Origin of the sequence: Hymenobacter sp. (assembly GCF_035709525.1) — a bacterium.
GTDB lineage: Bacteria > Bacteroidota > Bacteroidia > Cytophagales > Hymenobacteraceae > Hymenobacter.
Map to the genome: position 1 here is coordinate 1 of NZ_DASTEP010000235.1, position 18722 is coordinate 18722.

The 18722-nt window shown below is 63.8% G+C and carries 14 protein-coding genes; 8 read left to right on the top strand and 6 right to left on the bottom strand.

Annotation, left to right across the window (positions count from 1 at the left end; all coding sequences use genetic code 11):
* Positions 1–73 precede the first annotated feature (73 nt).
* From VFO93_RS20940 to VFO93_RS20965, 6 genes are all read right to left on the bottom strand, one after another.
* A complete protein-coding gene (locus tag VFO93_RS20940) occupies positions 74–1357 on the bottom strand; it encodes a M16 family metallopeptidase (RefSeq protein WP_325136324.1) in 1284 nt (427 codons plus the stop codon).
* A gap of 147 nt (positions 1358–1504) precedes the next feature.
* Positions 1505–2683, bottom strand: a complete 1179-nt coding sequence (gene porV / locus VFO93_RS20945; protein WP_325136326.1) for a type IX secretion system outer membrane channel protein PorV — start codon at positions 2681–2683, stop codon at positions 1505–1507.
* Positions 2684–2799: 116 nt separating this feature from the next.
* Positions 2800–6837 carry a type IX secretion system sortase PorU gene (porU, locus tag VFO93_RS20950; protein ID WP_325136328.1) on the bottom strand — a complete coding sequence of 1346 codons (4038 nt, stop codon included), beginning with the start codon at positions 6835–6837 and terminating at the stop codon, positions 2800–2802.
* 110 nt (positions 6838–6947) lie between these two features.
* Positions 6948–7712 (bottom strand): CDP-alcohol phosphatidyltransferase family protein, encoded by a 765-nt coding sequence (locus tag VFO93_RS20955; protein WP_325136329.1) that lies wholly within the window; start codon positions 7710–7712, stop codon positions 6948–6950.
* A gap of 10 nt (positions 7713–7722) precedes the next feature.
* Positions 7723–8892 (bottom strand): carboxypeptidase-like regulatory domain-containing protein, encoded by a 1170-nt coding sequence (locus VFO93_RS20960; protein ID WP_325136330.1) that lies wholly within the window; start codon positions 8890–8892, stop codon positions 7723–7725.
* A 38-nt stretch (positions 8893–8930) separates the two neighbouring features.
* On the bottom strand, positions 8931–9575 hold the full coding sequence (locus VFO93_RS20965) for an MBL fold metallo-hydrolase (protein WP_325136331.1): 645 nt from the start codon (positions 9573–9575) through the stop codon (positions 8931–8933).
* A 248-nt stretch (positions 9576–9823) separates the two neighbouring features.
* Between VFO93_RS20965 and VFO93_RS20970 the strand changes: the two genes are divergently transcribed.
* The 8 genes from VFO93_RS20970 to VFO93_RS21005 all read left to right on the top strand — a co-directional run bounded on the left by VFO93_RS20970 (position 9824) and on the right by VFO93_RS21005 (position 18665).
* A complete protein-coding gene (locus tag VFO93_RS20970) occupies positions 9824–10921 on the top strand; it encodes an FAD-dependent oxidoreductase (RefSeq protein ID WP_325136332.1) in 1098 nt (365 codons plus the stop codon).
* A gap of 103 nt (positions 10922–11024) precedes the next feature.
* Positions 11025–14327, top strand: a complete 3303-nt coding sequence (locus tag VFO93_RS20975) for a hypothetical protein (protein WP_325136333.1) — start codon at positions 11025–11027, stop codon at positions 14325–14327.
* Positions 14328–14498: 171 nt separating this feature from the next.
* On the top strand, positions 14499–15176 hold the full coding sequence (locus tag VFO93_RS20980) for a heme exporter protein CcmB (protein WP_325136334.1): 678 nt from the start codon (positions 14499–14501) through the stop codon (positions 15174–15176).
* Positions 15177–15276: 100 nt separating this feature from the next.
* Positions 15277–15912, top strand: a complete 636-nt coding sequence (locus tag VFO93_RS20985; RefSeq protein ID WP_325136335.1) for a methyltransferase domain-containing protein — start codon at positions 15277–15279, stop codon at positions 15910–15912.
* A 27-nt stretch (positions 15913–15939) separates the two neighbouring features.
* Complete coding sequence (gene ccsA / locus VFO93_RS20990; protein ID WP_325136336.1) at positions 15940–16620, top strand: cytochrome c biogenesis protein CcsA; 681 nt, start codon at positions 15940–15942, stop codon at positions 16618–16620.
* On the top strand, positions 16592–16840 hold the full coding sequence (locus VFO93_RS20995) for a CcmD family protein (RefSeq protein ID WP_325136337.1): 249 nt from the start codon (positions 16592–16594) through the stop codon (positions 16838–16840). Before ccsA ends, VFO93_RS20995 begins: the two co-directional genes overlap by 29 nt.
* Before the next feature lie 127 nt (positions 16841–16967).
* Positions 16968–17405: a cytochrome c maturation protein CcmE gene (locus VFO93_RS21000; RefSeq protein ID WP_325136338.1), complete on the top strand. Its 438-nt coding sequence runs from the start codon at positions 16968–16970 to the stop codon at positions 17403–17405.
* Between the two features lie 153 nt (positions 17406–17558).
* Entirely contained in the window at positions 17559–18665 is a 1107-nt protein-coding gene (locus VFO93_RS21005; protein WP_325136339.1) for a hypothetical protein, read from the top strand.
* The last annotated feature ends 57 nt before the right edge of the window (positions 18666–18722 follow it).

The window sequence follows — 18722 nt, forward strand, 5'->3', positions numbered from 1 at the left end:
GCGCCACGCGAGATGCTTCGCTGCGCTCAGCATGACGGACGCCCAGCCACTTCATCCACTCCCCCACTCCTCACTACCCCGCCACTACGGTCAGCATATCGGCGGGGCTGAGGTAGGTGCGGGCCAGGGCTTGCAGGCTGACGGCGGTGGCGGCCTGCGTTTGCTGCACCAGGCGCAGGTAGTAGTCGGGGTGCAGGTGCTGCAGAGTTATGTGGCGGTATTTGTCGGCTTGCTCAAACACGGTGGCCGTTTCGCCTAGCAGCTTGCCCAGGGTGTAGTTTTTAACGGTTTCGAGTTCGTTGTCGTCGAGCAGCTCGGTTTGCAGGCGCTCCAGCTCGTAGGCGATTTCCTGGCGGGTAGCGTCGGCGCGGTCGCCGTTGACATCGGTGCCGATAACCAGGGCCGTGGCCTGCTCGCGGGCCACCACGCTGGCGTGGATGCCGTAGGTGTAGCCCTTGTCTTCGCGGATGTTTTTCATCAGCCGCGAGCCAAAGTAGCCGCCCAGCACCTTCACCAGCAGCAGCAGCTCGGGCGTTTGGGCTTCGGAGAGGGCCGGCCAGCGCCGCCCCACCCGGATGGACGCCTGAATGCTGCCCTCGACCGGCACCAGCGCCAGGCCCGTGGGGTGGGTAGCCGGCAGCGGCGCGGGGGCCGGAGCTTCTGCTGCTACGCTGGCTACCCCGGCGGGCTGCCACTGGCCCAGTACTTCGGCCACGGTATCGGCGTAGGCAGCCACGTCGCCGCTCAGGAATAGCTCGGCCCTGGCCGGCGCGTAGGCGGCGGCGTGGAAGGCCCGCAGCTCGTGGGCCGTAATCTGGCCAAACGACTCTTCGCTAAACGGCCGCCCATAGGCTACCTGCTCGCCAAAAAGCTGCTTGTTAAACTCCTCGGTGGCCCGGAAACTGGTTTTTTGGCGCTCGACCCGCATACTCTGGCTGATGCGCGTCTTCATCTGGTGCAGCTCGGGCTCGCCGAAGGCTGGCGCGGCCAGCACCTCCTGCACCAGCGGCAGCAGCGCGGGCAGGTGCCGCGCCAGGCAGTAGAGCGTGAGCGTGGCGCGGTCGGGCCCGGCCTCGCACTCCAGCGACGCCCCATAGAAGGCTACCTCGTCGGCCAGCTGGCGGGCTGTGCGCGTGGCCGTGCCCTCGGTGAGGAGGCGGGCGGCCAGCTGGGCCAGGCCGGGGGCCGGCTCCTGGCGCTTGCCGGCGGGCAGCACCACTTGCAGGCGCAATACGGGCTGGGCATCGTTGGCCAGCAGGTGCAGCCGGGCCCCGTTGGGCAGGGAGCGCACCTCGGGCGTGGGCAGGGTAATGGAGGTGAATGGCTGGGGCGGGGGCGGCAGCAGGCGGTTGAGCACGGCTAAGACTAAGCTTGAAGCAGAAAGAGGTAAAAAGAAAACGCCGCTTGGCAAGCCAGCTACGCAACAACGCCTGCCCCAGAAGCTGGAGCAGGCGTGTGATACTGGCACAGAACAGCGGCAGTGGGTAAACGCTAAGCCGCGCTTTTAGTTTGTGGTGCCGCTGGTGCCGCCGTCGCTGAAGGCATCGGCCAGCTTCTCCAGGTTGAAGTGCAGCGAGACGCGGATGGTCTCGGCCAGCGGGTTGGCCGACGAGTTGGGCACCAGATACGTGCCATCGACGCCGAACACCGACAGGCGCGCGCCCAGGCCAAACGAGAAGTACTGGCGGTCGCCCTTGTAGCGGTTTTCGTAGAAATAGCCGGCGCGGGCCATGATTTTGTTGTCGTAGGCGTACTCGAGGCCGCCGCCCAGGTTGATTTCCTGCATCTCTTCCTTAAAGCCGCCCGGCGCATCGCTAAACGAGCTGAAGATGCCTGACACGATGCCCTGCTGCTGGCGCTCGTTGTTGCGCGCCACTACGCCGGGGTCGTTCGGCGACTTGCCGTCCTCGTAGTAGGGCGAGGGCACGAGCAGCTTGGTAGCGTCGAGCACGAAGGTGATTTTATTGTAGGGGTCGAGCTCGCGGGTGATGGCCGTGCCCAGGCGCAGCGTGGTGGGCAGGAAGCTCGACGTGGCGGCGTTGCGGTACACCATCTTGTTGCCGATGTTGGAAATCGACGCGCCGAAGGCCACGTTGTACTGACCCATCTCTTTGCTGTAGTACGCGCCGAGGTCGGCGGCAAACGAGTTGCCCGACTGCGCGTCGTTGCCGGCGTAAGACCCGATAAGGTTCGAGCGCACGTAGCGCGCCGAGATGCCGATGCCAAAGTTTTCGCCCAGGCGCTGGCCATACGATACCGACAAAGCATACTCTTTGGGGTTGAAGCTGCCAGTGGGCAGGTTGCTGCCGTCGCGGTAGTCAATCTGGCCCATGCTGAAGTACATGAGCGAGGCCGCGAACGCGCCGCGCTCGCCCACTTTGCCGTAGCCCGAGAGGTAGCTCAGGCTCATGTCGTCGGTCACTTTGCGCAGCCAGGGCGAGTAGCTGGGCGAAAACGAGTACTTGTAGGGCACGAAGCCCAGCTTGCCGGGGTTGTAAAACGCGGCGTTGGCATCGGGCGAGGTAGCCGCCCCCGCTTCACCCAGCGCCGACCCGCGGGCGTCGGGCGCCAGCGTCAGAATCGGCACGGCCGTGGTGATGGTGTGGTTCTGGGCCAGAGCCGCCGAAGCCCCCAGCAAAAGCACCGGCACTACGGCCAGCGAACGAGAAAAAGTCAAGGTCATGGGGTTTGGTAAAACGGGGCGAACGCGGCAGAAAACAGGTGAATAAGCCTATTTAAAAGTGAAATTAGCTAAGACGAGGTAATGCTATTTAAGCGGCCAAGTAACTCACAAATAACCTAATTTAATAGCACTAATTTTTCAAATTTAGTAACCTGCTGGCTGTCAGAGGCCGACCGCACCGAAATCCGGTACACGTACACGCCGCGCGCCAGCTGGTCTTCGTAGTCGTCGCGGCCGTTCCAGGTGATGGTCTTGTCGTGCGAGGTGCTGGTCATCACGTTCGCGTGCAGGGTTTTCACCAGGCGGCCGGCCACCGTGAATATCTGCACCTGCACATCGAGCTCCTGCCCGGCACGGTTGTGGTCGAAGTGAAACGTGGTAGTGTTGCTGAACGGATTGGGGTAGTTCAGCACGTGGTCGAGGGCCAGGTTTTCCTTCTGGGCCGCGATGAACTCCACGGTGCCCTCGGCCGAGTTATTATAGGTGTCCCAGGCCTTCACCTTGATGGTGTGCGGGCCGGGCGCGAGGCTGCGGTAGTTGTAGCGAATCTGGCCGCGGGTGAAGTCGTTGACGGCCGCCGTGTACGAGTCGTTCACGATTACCAGCTTGGCGGGGTCGTTGTCGAGGGTAGCCGTGAGCTCGTGACCCACGCCCGCGTTGGAGGTATTGATGCCCGAGAGGTCGAAAAGCTTGCCCAGCAGCAGCGTATTCACGGCCGTGAGGCCGCCCGACACAAACGAGTCGTCGTCCATAAACAGCCGCACTTCGGGGGGCGTGGTGTCGCCGGGCGCGTTTTTGGCCGCCCCGCCGATGGGCACCAGCTGGTAGCCCTGGGCGTCGGTTTTGGCGGTGTAGTCGGCGGCGTAGAGGCTGATTTTGCCCAGGCCGGGGCTGTAGTTGATATCTTTGGGCACGATGAACTTGACGCTGAAACGCCCACTGCTCACGCGCGCCTGCCCGCTGTACACCACCGTTTCCTGCACCTGCACCGGCGTGGGCACGCCGCCCTGGTCGCCGAGGGTATTCACGGTAGTGGCTTTATCAAAAATCGTGATGTCGGCCGTGCCATTAAAGCCCGCGTTGAACGCGCCCCGGTTTTCGATGTGGCCGCTGATGCGGGCCTGGCTCAGCGCCTTCAGCGTGTCGAGGCTGATTTGCACCGACGCTACCTTGCGGCCGTTGATGGAGTCGATAACTACGCGCTGCCGAGGGTAGGCCAGGCGGGTGGTAGGGTCAGCCAGCAGGGTGTAGTTGCGGTTGTTGAGGTCGCCGCTGGGGCCGGCGGTTATCTTGGCCATGCGGCTGGCATTGCCGAGGTAGGGCAGGTCGCCGGCCGCATTGCGCGCCAGCACCTCGCTGTAGAACGATTTTACCAGCGTTGCATTGAAGTTGGCATACACTACCCGCGTAGTCGTGAACAGCCCCACCGCGCCCCCGGTAGTGTTGTCGGTCAGCACAGTTTCGCCAGCCGAGGTGTAGTCGGGGTTGTCGTAGGTGCTGAGGTCGCAGGTGCCGGTGACGAAGAACGTGAGCCGGTTTTGGTTGGTAAGGGCTTGCAACGAGGCCGTGGTGATAATTTGCTCGTCGGCGAGGCCTTTGGGGCCGCCGTGGCCGGTGTAGCCAATCAGCAGCGAGCCCTGGTCGAGGGCATCGTTGATGGCCGCCTCGGCGGCCGGCGAGCGCTGCCCGGCCGCTACGCTCACCTGCGGATACAGGTCGAGGTAGGCTTTGCGGATGTTGTAGGCCGGCTCGGCCTTCTGTATCTCGGGGGCAAAGTCAGTTTCCGACTCGATGGTGAACGCCATGCCGATGTTGGGGTCGTTGTCGTCGGCCGTCAGGGTCATGCGGTTGCGCCATTTGCCAAAGCTGGAGGTAGCGTCGTAGGCGATAATCTTATCGACCACTTGGCGGGCCTGGTCGTCGTTGGTGGCCTGCTCGCGGCGCTCGCGTGGGGGGCGCACCGGCAGGCGGCCGATGCCGATGTCGCACGACTCGTAGGCACCCACGCCAAACTCTTCCCACCGGCCCTCGTTGTCGTCAAGCAGGCCGTAGTAGTCTTCCGACGAGTACGACGACACGCCTTCGGCATTGTCGCGGTAGCCGGCCACCGGCAAAAACGACTCGCGCGACTCGTAAGTCGGCACCATGTTCTGGTTGTACAAGTCGGCGTCGATGACTTTGAAGGGGCGGCGGCTTTTCCACCAGCCGGGCTGTTGGTTTTGGTCGTTGAAGGCCGACGACTTATAGTCGTAAGACGCATCGCCGAACAGCAGCAGGTAGTTGCGGCGCACGCTGGGGTCGGGGTTGCGGTCGTACACCTGCTTCATCAGGTCGCGGATGGCCGTCACGTCCTGCGCGCCCGAACTGTACTCGTTGTATATCTGCTTGGTCGTTACTACTTCTACTTTCAGGCCGTTGTTGTCGCGGCGGTGCTGGGCCAGGCGCTCGGCCTGCCGCTTGAAGGCTGGGTACGTGACGATAACCATGTCCAGGTCGCCGCTCACGTTGAGGGCGTGCAGGTTCTGGTTGGCCACGCGGCCGAAGGGCCGGGGCGCGGGAAAGCTGCCATTAGGCTGAAACGCCACGTACTCGCGCACCGAGTCGGTATGCGCCACGAAGCTACCGTTGCTGAGCGCCTGCGCACGCGGGCGGCGCGGGTTAGTTACTTCCCACACCTGCGCCCCGCCGGCGTTATCAACCGAGTAGGTGCCCACCGAGCCCGCCCCGCGCAGCGCGAGCGCCCGAAACTCCAGCGCCGAGCCACTCAGGCGCAGTTGGCGCTGCACCAGCAGCTCGAGGTAGTCGAGGTAGCCGGCCGCCGTGGGCTCGAAGGCCGAAAAGCTCAGCGTCACTTGTGGCTCGGTAGTGGCGCTGGTGATGGCCGTCGTAAAGTTGCCGACGTTGGTGTTGGCTATCGTGCTGAAAGACGCGTTTGAAAGCGGCGTAATCGCCGTGCTGCCCGGCAGCGCGGCCCCGTTGAAGCTAACCTGGAAAGATGAGGGCTGCAACGTGGCCGCCGCCACGGCCACCCGCAGGCGGGCCGGGCTACCCACCACCAGGTCGGTGAGGGCCGGCTGGCCATCGGCGCTGAAGGTAAAGCTTTGCGACGAGCTCGGGCTGAAGGTTTCGCCCAGCCAGTGCCGGCCCGAGTGCATCAAATTCACCAAATCGCGCTCGTAGAAGCGGCGGTCCATAAACGTGGTGATGGGCGCGCCCGTGGGCTGCCCGGCCGGCGCAGCGGCCGTGGGCACGCGCCGCCCGGCCGCCGGCCCTACCCGCACAAAGTAGTAGGCCGTGTCAGAATATACATTATTAAGGTGGCGGAAACCGGTGGGCACCTTGTTGGTGCTGTCGATGGCCCAGGTGTGCGGCCCCGGCGCGTAGAACAAAATAAACTCGTTGGCGTCGAAGGTGGCGTCGTTGTTGTCGTTGACCAGCAGCACGTTATTCTCCACCAGGTCGTCGGGGCGGGGGGCAGCGTTGGCCTGCGGCAGCATGCCGGTGGCGTTGCCATACACCTGAATGCGGCGCGGGTCGGTAGCGCCGGTATTTAAACCCAGCTTGCCGAGCGCCTCGCGGTCGAGCTTATACATGCCGCTGGCGGGCACCCCGATTTTAAACCAGTCGCCGCTGTTCAGCACCGACGTTTGGATGTTGTGCGGCCGGGCGGCCGGGGCCGTGGGGCGGTTGGCCCCTCCCCCATCGGTCTGGTAGGCGTAGTTAAAAGACACCAGGCGCTCGGGCTGCCCGGTCTGGGGGTTGCGGCGGGCGGGCTGCACCAGCACATAGCTGTAGGGCCGGCGCGCCTCGTAGCCGAAGCGCAGGCGCACCGCTGGCGCGGCCGTGAGCGGGGCGGCGCTCAGCAGGGCCGCATCGGCGGTCGGGAAGGGCTCGTACACGGCCTCGCGCAAGGTACCGGCGGCCACGGTGCCGGGCAGCCGCAGCGTGAGCGTGCCAACTAGCTCGCCCGGCCCGTGGTAAGCTTCGCGGAAAGTGGGCACCTTGCGGGTGGTGCCGTTGGCGGCGGGTAGCTGCGCGTAGCCGCCCCAACTCACACGGGCGGGGGCGGTTTGCTCGCCGCTTTGGGCGTGGGCCGGCAGCGCGCCGCCCAGCAACACTACCAACGCCCAGACAGAGAGGAAAATTTTTGGCATAGAGAACCGCTGATTTACTGCATACTAGCCCGGCAGGGCTGCCCTGCCCCAACCTGAAGCATTCGCGTCAGGTTCCGGCCGCGCCCTTGCTAACTGCGCACGGGCTGAAATTATTGCGGCTTGGCCGGGGCCGCTTCGGCGGCGTCGCGGCTGCGCACCCGGCCGGGTATCGACAGCAGCACGTAGAGCAGCACCGCCAGCGGCACGCCTGCCGCCTTTAGCCACAGCACCAGCCCCAGCGCCAGCCCTACAAAAATAAACCGCCGGCGGTTGCCGCGCCACTGTAGGTTCTTAAATTTCAGCGCAAAGAGCGGTAGCTCGGCCACCAGCAAGCCCGAAAGCAGCACCGTGAGGGCAATTAAGACCAGCGGGTTCAAAATAAAATCTTTCAGCCCAAAAACATCATTGGCCAGAATGAGCGGCAGCGAGGCTACCACCAGCGTGCAGGCCGGCGTAGGCAGGCCAATAAAGGAAGTCGTTTGCCGCGTGTCGTTGTTGAATTTGGCGAGACGCAGAGCTGAGAAGATACTGATGATGAAGCCCAAATAAGCCAACGGGTAAGAACCAGCCTGAGCATTTGGCAAGTATCCATAATTGGTATCAGCATGAGTAGAAGCACTAGTCAACAACTGAAAAATAATCGCGCCCGGCACGACCCCAAACGACACCATATCGGCCAGCGAATCCAGGTCTTTGCCGATGGGCGACGACACGCGCAGCGCCCGCGCTACCAGCCCGTCGAAGAAGTCGGCCACGGCCGCGATGCCCACGAAATAGGCCGCCACCACGAGGTTGCCCCCGAAGATGAAGGTGAGGGCGATGCAGCCGCAGAGCAGGTTGACGCAGGTGAGAGCGTTGGGGAGGTGTCGTTTCAAGGGGCGAAGGTTACTTGTTCAGCAAAGTGCCAAAGGCTTTCTTATCCTCAAAGGAATGCATGATTTCGTCTTCGAGGGGCGTGCGCTTCACCACGGCCAGGTCGCGCCAGTAGGCGGGGTCGTAGGTTTTCTGGCGGATGGCGGCCAGGTCGTTGGCCCCCGCGGCGGGGCCGGCGTAGGGCAGGCCGGTGGGCGCGGGCCGCAGGTCGTAGAAATAGGTGAGCGACTCGGCGCGCACGGGCGTATCGGGCTTGCCCTTGCGCGCCATCACGAGCTTGCCGTTCACCTTCACGTAGTTGGGCAGCGCGCCGGTGGCAGTGGGCGTAAAATCGGCCTCCACTGTCACCGAGCCTTCGCGGAAGCTGGCCTTGGTGCTTGAGGTCGCTATTTCCAGCGGGCGGGTAGCGCGGGCGTGCAGCACCTGGTAGCTGGCCACGTCGATATACACACTGCCCTGCACCAGCGGAATATCCGGCCGGCTTTCGTAGGCTATTTCCGCCAACTGGTGCGCGCCGCGCTGCGTCAGACCCCGGTAGTGCAGAATGAAGTATTTGGTGGGGTCGGCGCTCATTACCGCGTGCGAGTCGGTGGTATCGGGAGCCGCGATGCCGCAGAACCTACCCAACGCCTTGGTATAGAGCGAAAAATTAGTAAAATCCATCGGCGCGGGCTTGGCTCCGTAACGGCCCTGCGCCAGCCGCGAACCCATGAGGCCGGCGCTGCTGGCTTTCACGTCCCACACGGCTTCGAGCACTTCGGTGGGCTCGTCGGCATTGCGCGTCACCTGCCGGTAGAAGGCCTGCCCGTACTGGGCCTGCGCCAGCGTGCGCTGCATTTGCCGGTAGGCGCGCAGCAGCAGTTGGGCAGCGTAGCTCGGCGGCTCGGCGGTGGGTAGCACGATGGGGGCCGGCACCAGCCGCAGCACCAGCGCCGCGCCCGGCTGCGCCACGGTAGCCGAATCGCGGCCATATCCTAGGCTGAACGCCAGCACTTTGGCGGGCAGCTGCGGCACGCGCAGGGCAAACTCCCCTTCCGCGTTGGCGGTGGTGCCCAGCGTGGTGCCGGGCACTTGCACGCTAGCGTAGGGCACGGGCTGGCGCGTGTGGGCGTCGAGCACGCGGCCGCTCACTTGCGCCTGGGCCTGCGCTACTTGCGCAGCCAGGCCAAGCAGCGCGGGCACTAACAAAAGGCTTCTCATGTGTTTTTGCTGCCAGGCAGCTACTGCAAAAATGGATTCGAGCGCCGCTCGGCCCCGATAGTGGTGCTGGGGCCGTGGCCGGGGTACACCACCGTGGCGTCGGGCAAGGTCAGCAGTTCGGCTTTGATGCTGCGGATGAGCGTGTTGTGGTCGCCGCCCGGCAAATCGGTGCGGCCGATGCTGCTCTTGAACAGCACGTCGCCGCCCGCCAGCTGCCCGCCCGCCGCGTCGTAGAATACGACGTGGCCCGGCGCGTGGCCCGGCGCGAAGCGCACTTCCAACGTGCTTTCGCCCAGCTCAATAACCTGCCCGGCCGCCAGCTCGCCCGTGGGCTCGGCCGGCTCGTAGGCCCCGAAGCCGTAGGGCCCGGCGTAGGTGGGCACGGCCCGCAGCGTGGGCAGGTCGAGCGGGTGCAGTAGGAAGGGAATGCCAGGGTAGGTGTTCAGCACGAAGGCATTACCGAGCACGTGGTCGATGTGGGCGTGGGTATTAAGCAGATACTGCACATCGAGCTTTTCCTGCGCGATGTAGTCGCGCAGGGTTTGCTGCTCGGCGCGGCTGTACATGCCGGGGTCCACGACGGCCGTAGCGCGCGTGGCTTCGTCGATGAGCAGATAAGTATTTTCGGCGAAGCCGTTGAAGGTGAAGCTGACAATGCGAAGCATAGCGCAAAGGTATTGGATGAGTGGGTTGGTAGATGAGTGGGTGAGTGGGTGAGTGGATGAGTGGGTGGTACTGTCATGCTGAACGCAGTGAAGCATCTCTACCGCTTCATCCAAACTGCTCAACGAAGCGATAGAGATGCTTCGACTCCGCTGCGCTCCGCTCAGCATGACAGTACCACCCACTCACCCACTCATCCACTCATCCACCAACCCACTCATCCACTCATCCACTCCCTATCTTGCCCGCCATGACTTCCGATTTTGACTTTTACGACTACCTGCTCATCGGCCACGGCATTGCGGGGGCGGCACTGGCCCGCGAGCTGCGCGGGCGCGGCCAGCGCGTGCTGGTGTATGACGAGCCCCGGCCCGATGCAGCCTCGCGGGTAGCAGCCGGCCTCATGAACCCTGTGGCCGGCAAGCGCTTCGCGCTCACCTGGCGCGCCCTCGAAACCCTGCCCTACGCCGTGGCCTACTACCAGCAGTTGGGCCAGGAGTTGGGCGCTGAATTTCTGGCCGAAACCAACATCCTCAAGGTTTTTGGCTCGGCACAGGAGCAGCAGCAGATGCTAGCCCGCGCCGAGCAAGACCCGTGGGCCGGCTTCGTGGCCGGCATCGACACCGCGCCCATCGAGCGGCCGGGGCTGCTGGCCCCGCACGGCGGCGCGTGGCTGCGCGGGGGCGGCTACGTGCGGGTGGCCGAGCTGCTGGCCGCCCTGGCCCGGCAGGGCGCGGCCGAGGGCTGGCTGCGCACCGAAACTTTTACTTGGGAAAACGTAGTTAGCGACGCGGGGGGCGTGGCCTACGCGCCGGGCCGGGTGCGCGCCCGGCAAGTAGTGTGCTGCCAGGGTGCGGAGGCGCTCGGCTGCCCGCACTTCAATTGGCTGCCCCTTACCCCCAACCAGGGCGAGGTGCTGGCAGTAGAAGTACCCGGCTTAAGCCCGGACCAGGTGCTCAATCGGGGTGCCTACGTGGTGCCCGACGGGGCGGGACAGTTTCGGGTGGGCGCTACCTACCGGTGGCCGCCCTTCGCGCCGGCCGGCTCGGAAGACGGTGAAACTGAACTGCTGGCGCGCCTGGCGGGCCTCACGGCCCTACCCTACCGGGTGCGGGGGCTGCGGCGCGGGGTACGCCCCGCCGTGCGCGACCGCCGCCCGCTGCTGGGCCACCATCCGGCGCTGCCGTGGCTGAGCGTGTTTGGTGGCTTCGGCTCGAAAGGTGTGTCGCTGGCCCCGCGGCTGGCGCAGCAAATGGCCGACTACCTGGCCGGCCAGGGCGAAATCTGGCCCGAGGCTGACCTGGCGCGCTACCATAAGTTATACCCTGCTGAATTACCCAAGAAATAAGCCTACCTTTAAAACGTTTGGACAACGCCGGGCCAAACTTGCACGGATGGCAGCTTCCGGCGGCCGTTTTTCCTTCTTTGCTTTACCTCTGCCCTTTCTTATCGTGAAGTTTTTCCTCCAACGCTGCCGGGCGGCTGCCGGCTTTTTGCAGATAAACAGGCGGGCCGGCGTGCTGGCCCTGGCCGGGGCGGCGCTGCTGGGCAGCCCGGCGGCGCGGGCGCAGTCGGCCCAGGAGCCCTTTGGGCGGGTGCGGGTGCAGTACAAGAACTTCGACTGGCAGTTCTACTCGACCCAGAATTTCAACGTGTATTTCTACGGCGGGGGCGAGGCCAGCGCGCGCCGCGCCGCCGAGTACGCCGAGCAGGAGCTCCAGCGCATTACGGCGCTGGTGGGGTACTACCCCTACAGCAAAACCACGTTGATGCTGTATAACTCAGTAGGCGACCTGCGCCAGAGCAACATCAACCTGCCGCTGCCCAGCTCGGTAAACGGTGGCGAGGCCCAGCTGGCGCGCATGAGCAAGGTCGAAATCGCCTTCACGGGCCGGCAGACCGACTTTAAGCGCGACATGAGCCAGCAGATAACACAGGTGCTGCTCAATGACATGATGTACGGCGGCTCGCTGCGCGAGGTGCTGCAAAGCAACTACCTGCTGCAACTGCCCGACTGGTTTGTGGGCGGGGCTTCGGCCTACGCCGCCGAGGGCTGGAGCGTGGACATGGACGCCTACATGCGCGACATGGTGCGCGAGTACCCCACCGGCAACCGCACGGCCCCTTTCTTCGTGCGCAATTCGCAGCTGGCGGGCCAGAGCATCTGGAACTACGTGGCCGAGCGCTACGGCTACGGCGCGGTGCAGAACATCCTGAACCTCACGCGCATTACGCGCGACGTGGAGGTAGGCATCAGCTCTTCTTTGAACGTGCCGTTCAAGGTTTTTCTGCGCAACTGGGTCAACTACTACCGCGAGCTCAACAAGCAGCCCGCCATTGAGGCCCGCACGCAGCTGGCCGACGATGCCCGCCACAGCTCGCGCAACCGCCGCGGGCTGGAGCTGTTTTCGCAGCCCGTGCTCAGCCCCAACGGGCAGCAGGTGGCCTACGCCATAAACGACCAGGGCCGCTACCGCGTGGTGGTGGCCAACCGCGACGGCTCGCACCGCCACACGCTGTTGCACGGCGGCTATAAAACCCCTGACCAGCAGATAGAAGGCCGCCTGCCCGCGCTGGCCTGGCGCGGCAATGGCCAGGTGGCCGTGGCTGAGCTAAGCCAGGGCCGCATGGCCCTGCACCTGCGCGACGCGGCCGGCGACGGCCTGCTGAGCCGCGTGCGCGGGGCCATCCGCCTGAGCCGACCCACTACCATCTTCGACACTTACGACCAGGTGCTCGACCTGAACTATTCGCCCGATGGCAAGGCGCTCGTGTTCAGCGCCATCAAGGATGGGCAAAACGATATTTACCTGCTGAAAGCCGGTAGCCGCCGGCCCGAAAAGCTGACCGACGACCTGTTTGACGACCAGCAGGCGATGTTTTTGCCAGGTGGGCAGGCCATCGTATTCAGCTCCAACCGCTACCTCGATTCGACGGGCCGGGCCCGGCCGGCCGCTTTCCCGAACGTGGTGAACAACTACGACCTGTTCTTGTACCACCTCGATGGGCGGGCCAAGCCGGTGGAAACGTTGGTGAGCACCATCTCGAACGAGACGCGGCCCCGGCCGATTTCGGATGATGAGATTTTGTATCTGGGCGAGGAAAGCGGCGTGCGCAGCGTGTACCGCTACTCGCGCCGCACGGGCCAGCGCCAGCCAGTTACCAATTTTTCGTCTAACGTTCAGGACTTTGACTACAACGCCACCAGCCAGGCGCTGGCGCTGGTAGCCTCGGTGCAGGCCCGCGACCTGCTCTACCTCTACCCCAAGTATGAGTTGCCGGCCGATATGTTCCTGGGCAAAACATCGCGCCAGCAAATACTGGAGGCCCGCTCGCAGCCCGCGCCTACGCCCGTGAAGGCCGCCGCGCCCGCCGCCACTACCGCGCCCGTGGCCGCCCAGCCGGCCCCTACGCCGGCCAATCCCGATAATGGCGTGCCGGCTTCGTCGGCCAAGCGCCGGGGTAGCAACAAGGTGAATACCAACAACTACCAGTTTGAGGAAGACGACGACCCGGCCATCCCGGTGCGGCCCCGGCGCGGAACTAAGGCGGCCACGCCAGTAACCACCGCCAAACCCGCCGCGCCCTCCCTGGCCGGCCCCTACCGCTACGACACGCGCTTTATGGCCGATAACCTGCTGACAGGTATCGCCGTGGACCCGCTGCTGGGCTTCGGGGTGTCACTCCAGGCCAATTTATCGGATGCGTTTGAAAATCAGCGCATTCAGGCCAACGTGTTTGGGCAGCTCGACTTGCGCACCAGCAACATCAGCCTGTCCTACACCAACCTTACGCACCGCCTCGACTGGGGCATCACGTACCGCAAGCAGGCATATTTCTTTAATACGCAGTCGAATAGCCCCGGCCTCACGCGCTACGGCCGCCACCAGGTAGCGCCTACCATCGCCTACCCTTTCACCCACAACCTAAGCTTGCGCGGCGGCCCGCTGTTCGAAACCATGTCGCGCACCCAGACCGGCGACGCCAACACTACGCTTGATAATAGCGTGAACTACCTGGGCTACAACGCCGAGCTGGTGTTTGACAACTCGCGGGCCACGGGCGTGAACATGCTGGTGGGCACCCGCCTCAAAATGGGTATTCTGCAAGAGTATCAGGTTAATAATAAGCAGGGCAATTTTGGCAAATTTTATATCGACCTGCGCCACTACCAGAAGGTGCACCGCCAGCTGGTGTGGGCCAACCGGGCCAGCTTCGGCACTTTTTTCGGGCCCAACCCACAGACCTTCCGCCTCGGCGGCATGGACAACTGGCTGTTTCAGAAATACGCCGACCAGCAGCTGCTGACGCCCACGCCCGACCCCACGAGCCTCTTCACCCAGCAGTTCGTGACCAACCTGCGGGGCTTCGACCTGAGCAAGCGCACCGGCCGCAGCTACGTGCTGTTCAACAGCGAATTACGGTTTCCCATCGTGCAGTACCTGTCGCGGCGGCCCATCTACTCGGGCTTCTTCCGCAACTTGCAGTTCACGGGCTTCGTGGATGCTGGCACGGCTTACTCGGGCGGCAATCCGTTCAGCGAAAGCAACTCCAACAACACGGTAGCATTCAAGAACAACACCTTCTTTTCGGGCACGGTCATTAACTTCCGCAACCCGCTGCTCATCGGCTACGGCGTGGGCGTGCGCACTACCATGCTGGGCTTCTACACCAAGTTTGACCTGGCCTGGGGCGAAGAAAACTACACGCGTACCGGCCCCAAGCCCTACCTCACGCTGGGACACGACTTTTAGACTCTGTTTACAGCCTGGTTTCAAACGCCTTCCCGCAACGGAAGGCGTTTTTTTTGTAGCATCAGTTATTTCATCAGGTCATTCGCGTGGCCCACGAGTAAGGCTGCGCCTTCGCTACCCCAGCGGCCAACCACGCTCCCACTGCCCCGCCGCCCACCGTATCTTTGCGGCGTGTCGCTACCCGCCGAAATCTGGCATCTATTGCTAAAAGACCTGCGCCTCGAATGGAGGCAGCGCACCGCCCTGGCGGGCCTGCTGCTCTACGTGGGCGGCACGGTGTACGTGAGCTACCTCAGCTTTACCTCGCGCGGCGGGCTGCCGCCCGCCCCGGCCTGGAACGCGCTGTTCTGGATAATTCTACTCTTTGCGGCGCTGGGCGCGGCGGGGCGCGGGCTGGCGCAAGAGCCGGCTGGGCTGCGCCTGTATTACTACACGGTGGCGCGGCCTGAGGCCGTTATTCTAGCCAAAATTTTCTACAACGCCCTGCTGCTGCTGGCGCTGGCCGGGCCGGGGCTGTTGCTCTACACTATGCTGCTCGGCAACCCGGTGCAGAACATGCCGCTCTTTGCGGCCAATGTGGCGCTGGGGGCCGTGAGCCTGGCCTCGTCGCTCACGCTGGTGTCGGGCATTGCGGCGCGGGCGGGGCAGGCTGGGGGCGGCACGCTGCTGGCGGTGCTGGGCTTGCCGGTGCTGGTGCCCGTGCTACTTATCGTTATCAAAATAAGCAAGAACGCCCTCGACGGGCTACCCTGGGATGTCAGCCAGGGCCCCGTGCTCACGCTCGTGGCCTTGAACTTTATTGTGGGGGCGGTGTCCTATGTATTATTCCCGTTTTTGTGGCGCAGCTAGTTTCCAATGAGCAATTAACAAGGAGCAATGAGCAGCCGAAGGTTGAAATCTGAAGTTGCTCCTTGTTAATTGCTCATTGCTCATTGTTATTTACTCCTTGATGCTAAACCTTCCTCCCCAGGCGTTTGCGCGGCGTGATGAAACTCCCGACCAGGAGTTTTACCGCTTCGAGCGGCTCGTGACGCACATCGACGCGGCGGCCGTGGCGGCGGTGACGCAGCTGTATCGGCAGCTGCTGCCGGCCGGGGGCGCGGTACTCGACCTGATGAGCAGTTGGGTGAGCCACCTGCCCGCCGAGGTGCCCTATAGCCGCGTGGCCGGCCTGGGCATGAATGCCCGAGAGCTGGCCCAAAACCCGCGCCTCACCGAGCTGGGCATTGTGCAGAACCTCAACGAGAACCCGCGCCTACCCTACGCCGACGGCGAGTTCGACGGCGCGGGCATCTGCGTGTCGGTGCAGTACCTCACGCAGCCAGCGGCGGTGTTTGCCGAGCTAGCGCGGGTGCTGCGGCCGGGTGCGCCGCTGGTGGTCACGTTTTCTAACCGCTGCTTTCCCGACAAGGCCGTGTATGCCTGGCAGGCGCTCGACGACCGCGGCCACGTGGCGCTGGTGCAGCAGTATTTCGCCGCTGGCGGCTTTGGGCCGACCGAGGTTTTTGCCCACCAGCCCAAGTACGGCGACCCGCTGTTTGGCGTGGTCGGCCGCGTGGGCAGTACCGAACCAGCTAATTCTTAACTCCTCACTCTTAACTCTTAACTCCCTATGAAGTGGTGGAAATACCTGACCATCGTGCTGCTGCTCTACACAGTAGTGATGGGCTTCCTGGGCCACGTGCCGCGCCTAGCCATCCTCAACGAGACGGAGCGCAACCTCTACTTCCACGTGCCGATGTGGTTTGGCATGACCATCATCCTGCTGGCCTCGGTTATCAATTCCATCCGCTACCTGCGCAACCCCAGCCCACGGCTCGATACGCTGGCCCACGAGTCGGCCAAAACGGGTATTTTGCTGGGCGTGCTGGGCTTGCTCACGGGCAGCCTGTGGGCGCGCTACACCTGGGGCACCTGGTGGACGACCGACGTGAAGCTCAACGGCGCGGCCGTGACCATGCTCATCTACGCGGCCTACCTGGTGCTGCGCGGCTCGGTGCGCGACGAGCAGCAGCGGGCGCGCTTGTCGGCCATCTACAATATTTTTGCGTTTTCGGCGGCCATTCCGCTGCTGTTCATCATGCCGAGGCTGGCCGAGGCGCAGTCCTTGCATCCTGGCAACGGCGGCAACCCAGGCTTTTCGAAATACGACCTCGATAGCGCCATGCGGCTGGTGTTTTACCCGGCCGTGATTGGCTGGACGCTGCTCGGCGTCTGGATTACGGAAGTGGCTTGTCGCTTTGCCTTTGTGAAAGAGAAGATTTATGAAAAGCAAGAAAAACAACTGGCTTAGCCGGGCCGTGGCCCTGCTGCTGCCCCTGCTGCTGCTGGCCGGCGCAGCCTTCGCCCAAACTACTGCCGCCAACGAGCCCGAAATGGCCGACGCCCTGCGCGCCAGCGGCAAGATTTACGTGGTCGTGCTGGTGCTCGTCATTATCGTGACGGGGCTGCTGGTGTATTTGATTCGGCTCGATGGCAAGGTGAGCCGGCTGGAGAAATCAATAAATGAGTAGAATGTGGGAAATGTGTAAGATGTGCGGCGTGTGGAAATGACTGCTTTCGTTTTCCTGTTGAAACAAGAGTAGCCTTTTCATTTCGCACCTTTTCTCATCTCCCCGCATTTCTACATTATAAAGCATTATGAAAAAGACGCACATCTTTATCCTGCTCATCATCGCGGCGGCGGTGGGAGTCATCGTCAGCACGATGTCGGGGGCCAGCTCCTACGTCACCTTTGCCGAGGCGCGGCTGCAAGCGGCGGCCGGCAATGGCAATAAAGTACACGTGGTGGGCACGCTGCCCCGCAACGCCGAGAAGCAGCCCATCGGGCTGGAATACGACGCCCGGCGCGACCCTAACTTCTTCGCCTTCACGCTGGTCGACACCCTCAACGTGGCCCAGCGCGTGGTGTACCACAACCCCGCCCCGGCCGACCTCGACAAGTCGGAGCAGGTAGTAATCGTGGGCGCGATGAAAGACAACGTCTTCGTAGCCGACCAGATTCTGACCAAGTGCCCCAGCAAGTATGTGGAGAAAGACCTGGGCAAGGAAACCCCGCCCGCCACGGCCAAGCTGTAAAACGGAGTGGCACTCCGTTTCCGCGTTCGGGCCCGACCTAACGCCAAACGGAGTGCCACTCCGTTTTACATGTTCCCTACTTTAACCCCGGCTGTCATGCTGAGCTTGCGAAGCATCCTATCACGTCTTTTGGATTCGTACCAACGTGATAGGATGCTTCGCAAGCTCAGCATGACAGCCGGGGTTGTTTACGGGCTCAGCCTCGCCGCCCGCGCCCAGGTAGCCAACGACAACATCGAAAACCGCCGCCTGCTGCGCGCAGAGGAAATTATCACCTCCACTACTACCGGCTGCACCGTGCAGCCGGGCTGCGTAGACGAGCGCCTGACGGGCAAGTGCATTGAGTACCACAACGACCAGTGGTTTGAGTTTCGGCCGCCGGCGGCGGGCACCTACTACGTGAACATCGGCGGGCAGCGCTGCCGCGACGTGCGCGGCGTGCAGCTGGTAGTGCTCACGGGCACGCCGTGCGAGCCGGCTACTTACCGCATTTTGTCGTGCACCTCCTTCGGCACGCAGGACGACCTGTTCATCACACTGCCCAACCTGCAAGCGGGCGTGCCCTACCTGCTCGACGTCGATGGCTACCTCAAAGACTACTGCACCTTCACGCTGCAAGTGAGCGGCCGGGCGCGGGGCCTACCCGCCGTGCCCGCGCCCGGCGTGCCGCCTACCGCGCCCGGCAATAGCCGCTTCATTGAGCTGAGCTGGGAGGTGCCCGACTCGCTGCCCACGGCCACTTACTGCCGGGTGCTGCGGCGCGAGCAGCGCGGGTTTCGGGCTGCCGAAATCCGGCGCGTGCCCATCACGCGCAACGTGTACGGTACCCGCCGGGCCGCCTACACCCTCACCGACACGCTGCCCGGCGTGGGCCAGTACCTCTACCAGGTAGTGGCCGAAAACGACGACGCCCCCGAGCCGCCCGCCCTGCTCAAGCAGCAGTGGGTGGGCTACAGCCTGTTGCGCCCCGTGTATGCGGGCGCCATCGACGGCGGTACTACGTTTCTCGATTTGCCGCTGGCGCGCTACCCGCGCGGGGCCTACGTCAGCTTTCTCGTCATCAATCCGCAAAATGGGAACCTGCTGCGCGCGCTGAGCCTTACCAACCAGCCCGGCGACGTGCCGCGCGCCCGCCTCTACGCCCAGCCCTGGCGCGATGCCGGCCTGACTAAGGTAGCGGTGGACGTAACCTGCCGCCCGGTGCGCGGGGCCACGTTTATCGAGCATTTGCTGCTGCCGCTGAGTACGCCGGGGTACTAGGCGGCGGGTGGTAGCGCGAACTTTGTAGTTCGCGTTCGTTGGCGAGCACCCAAGCAA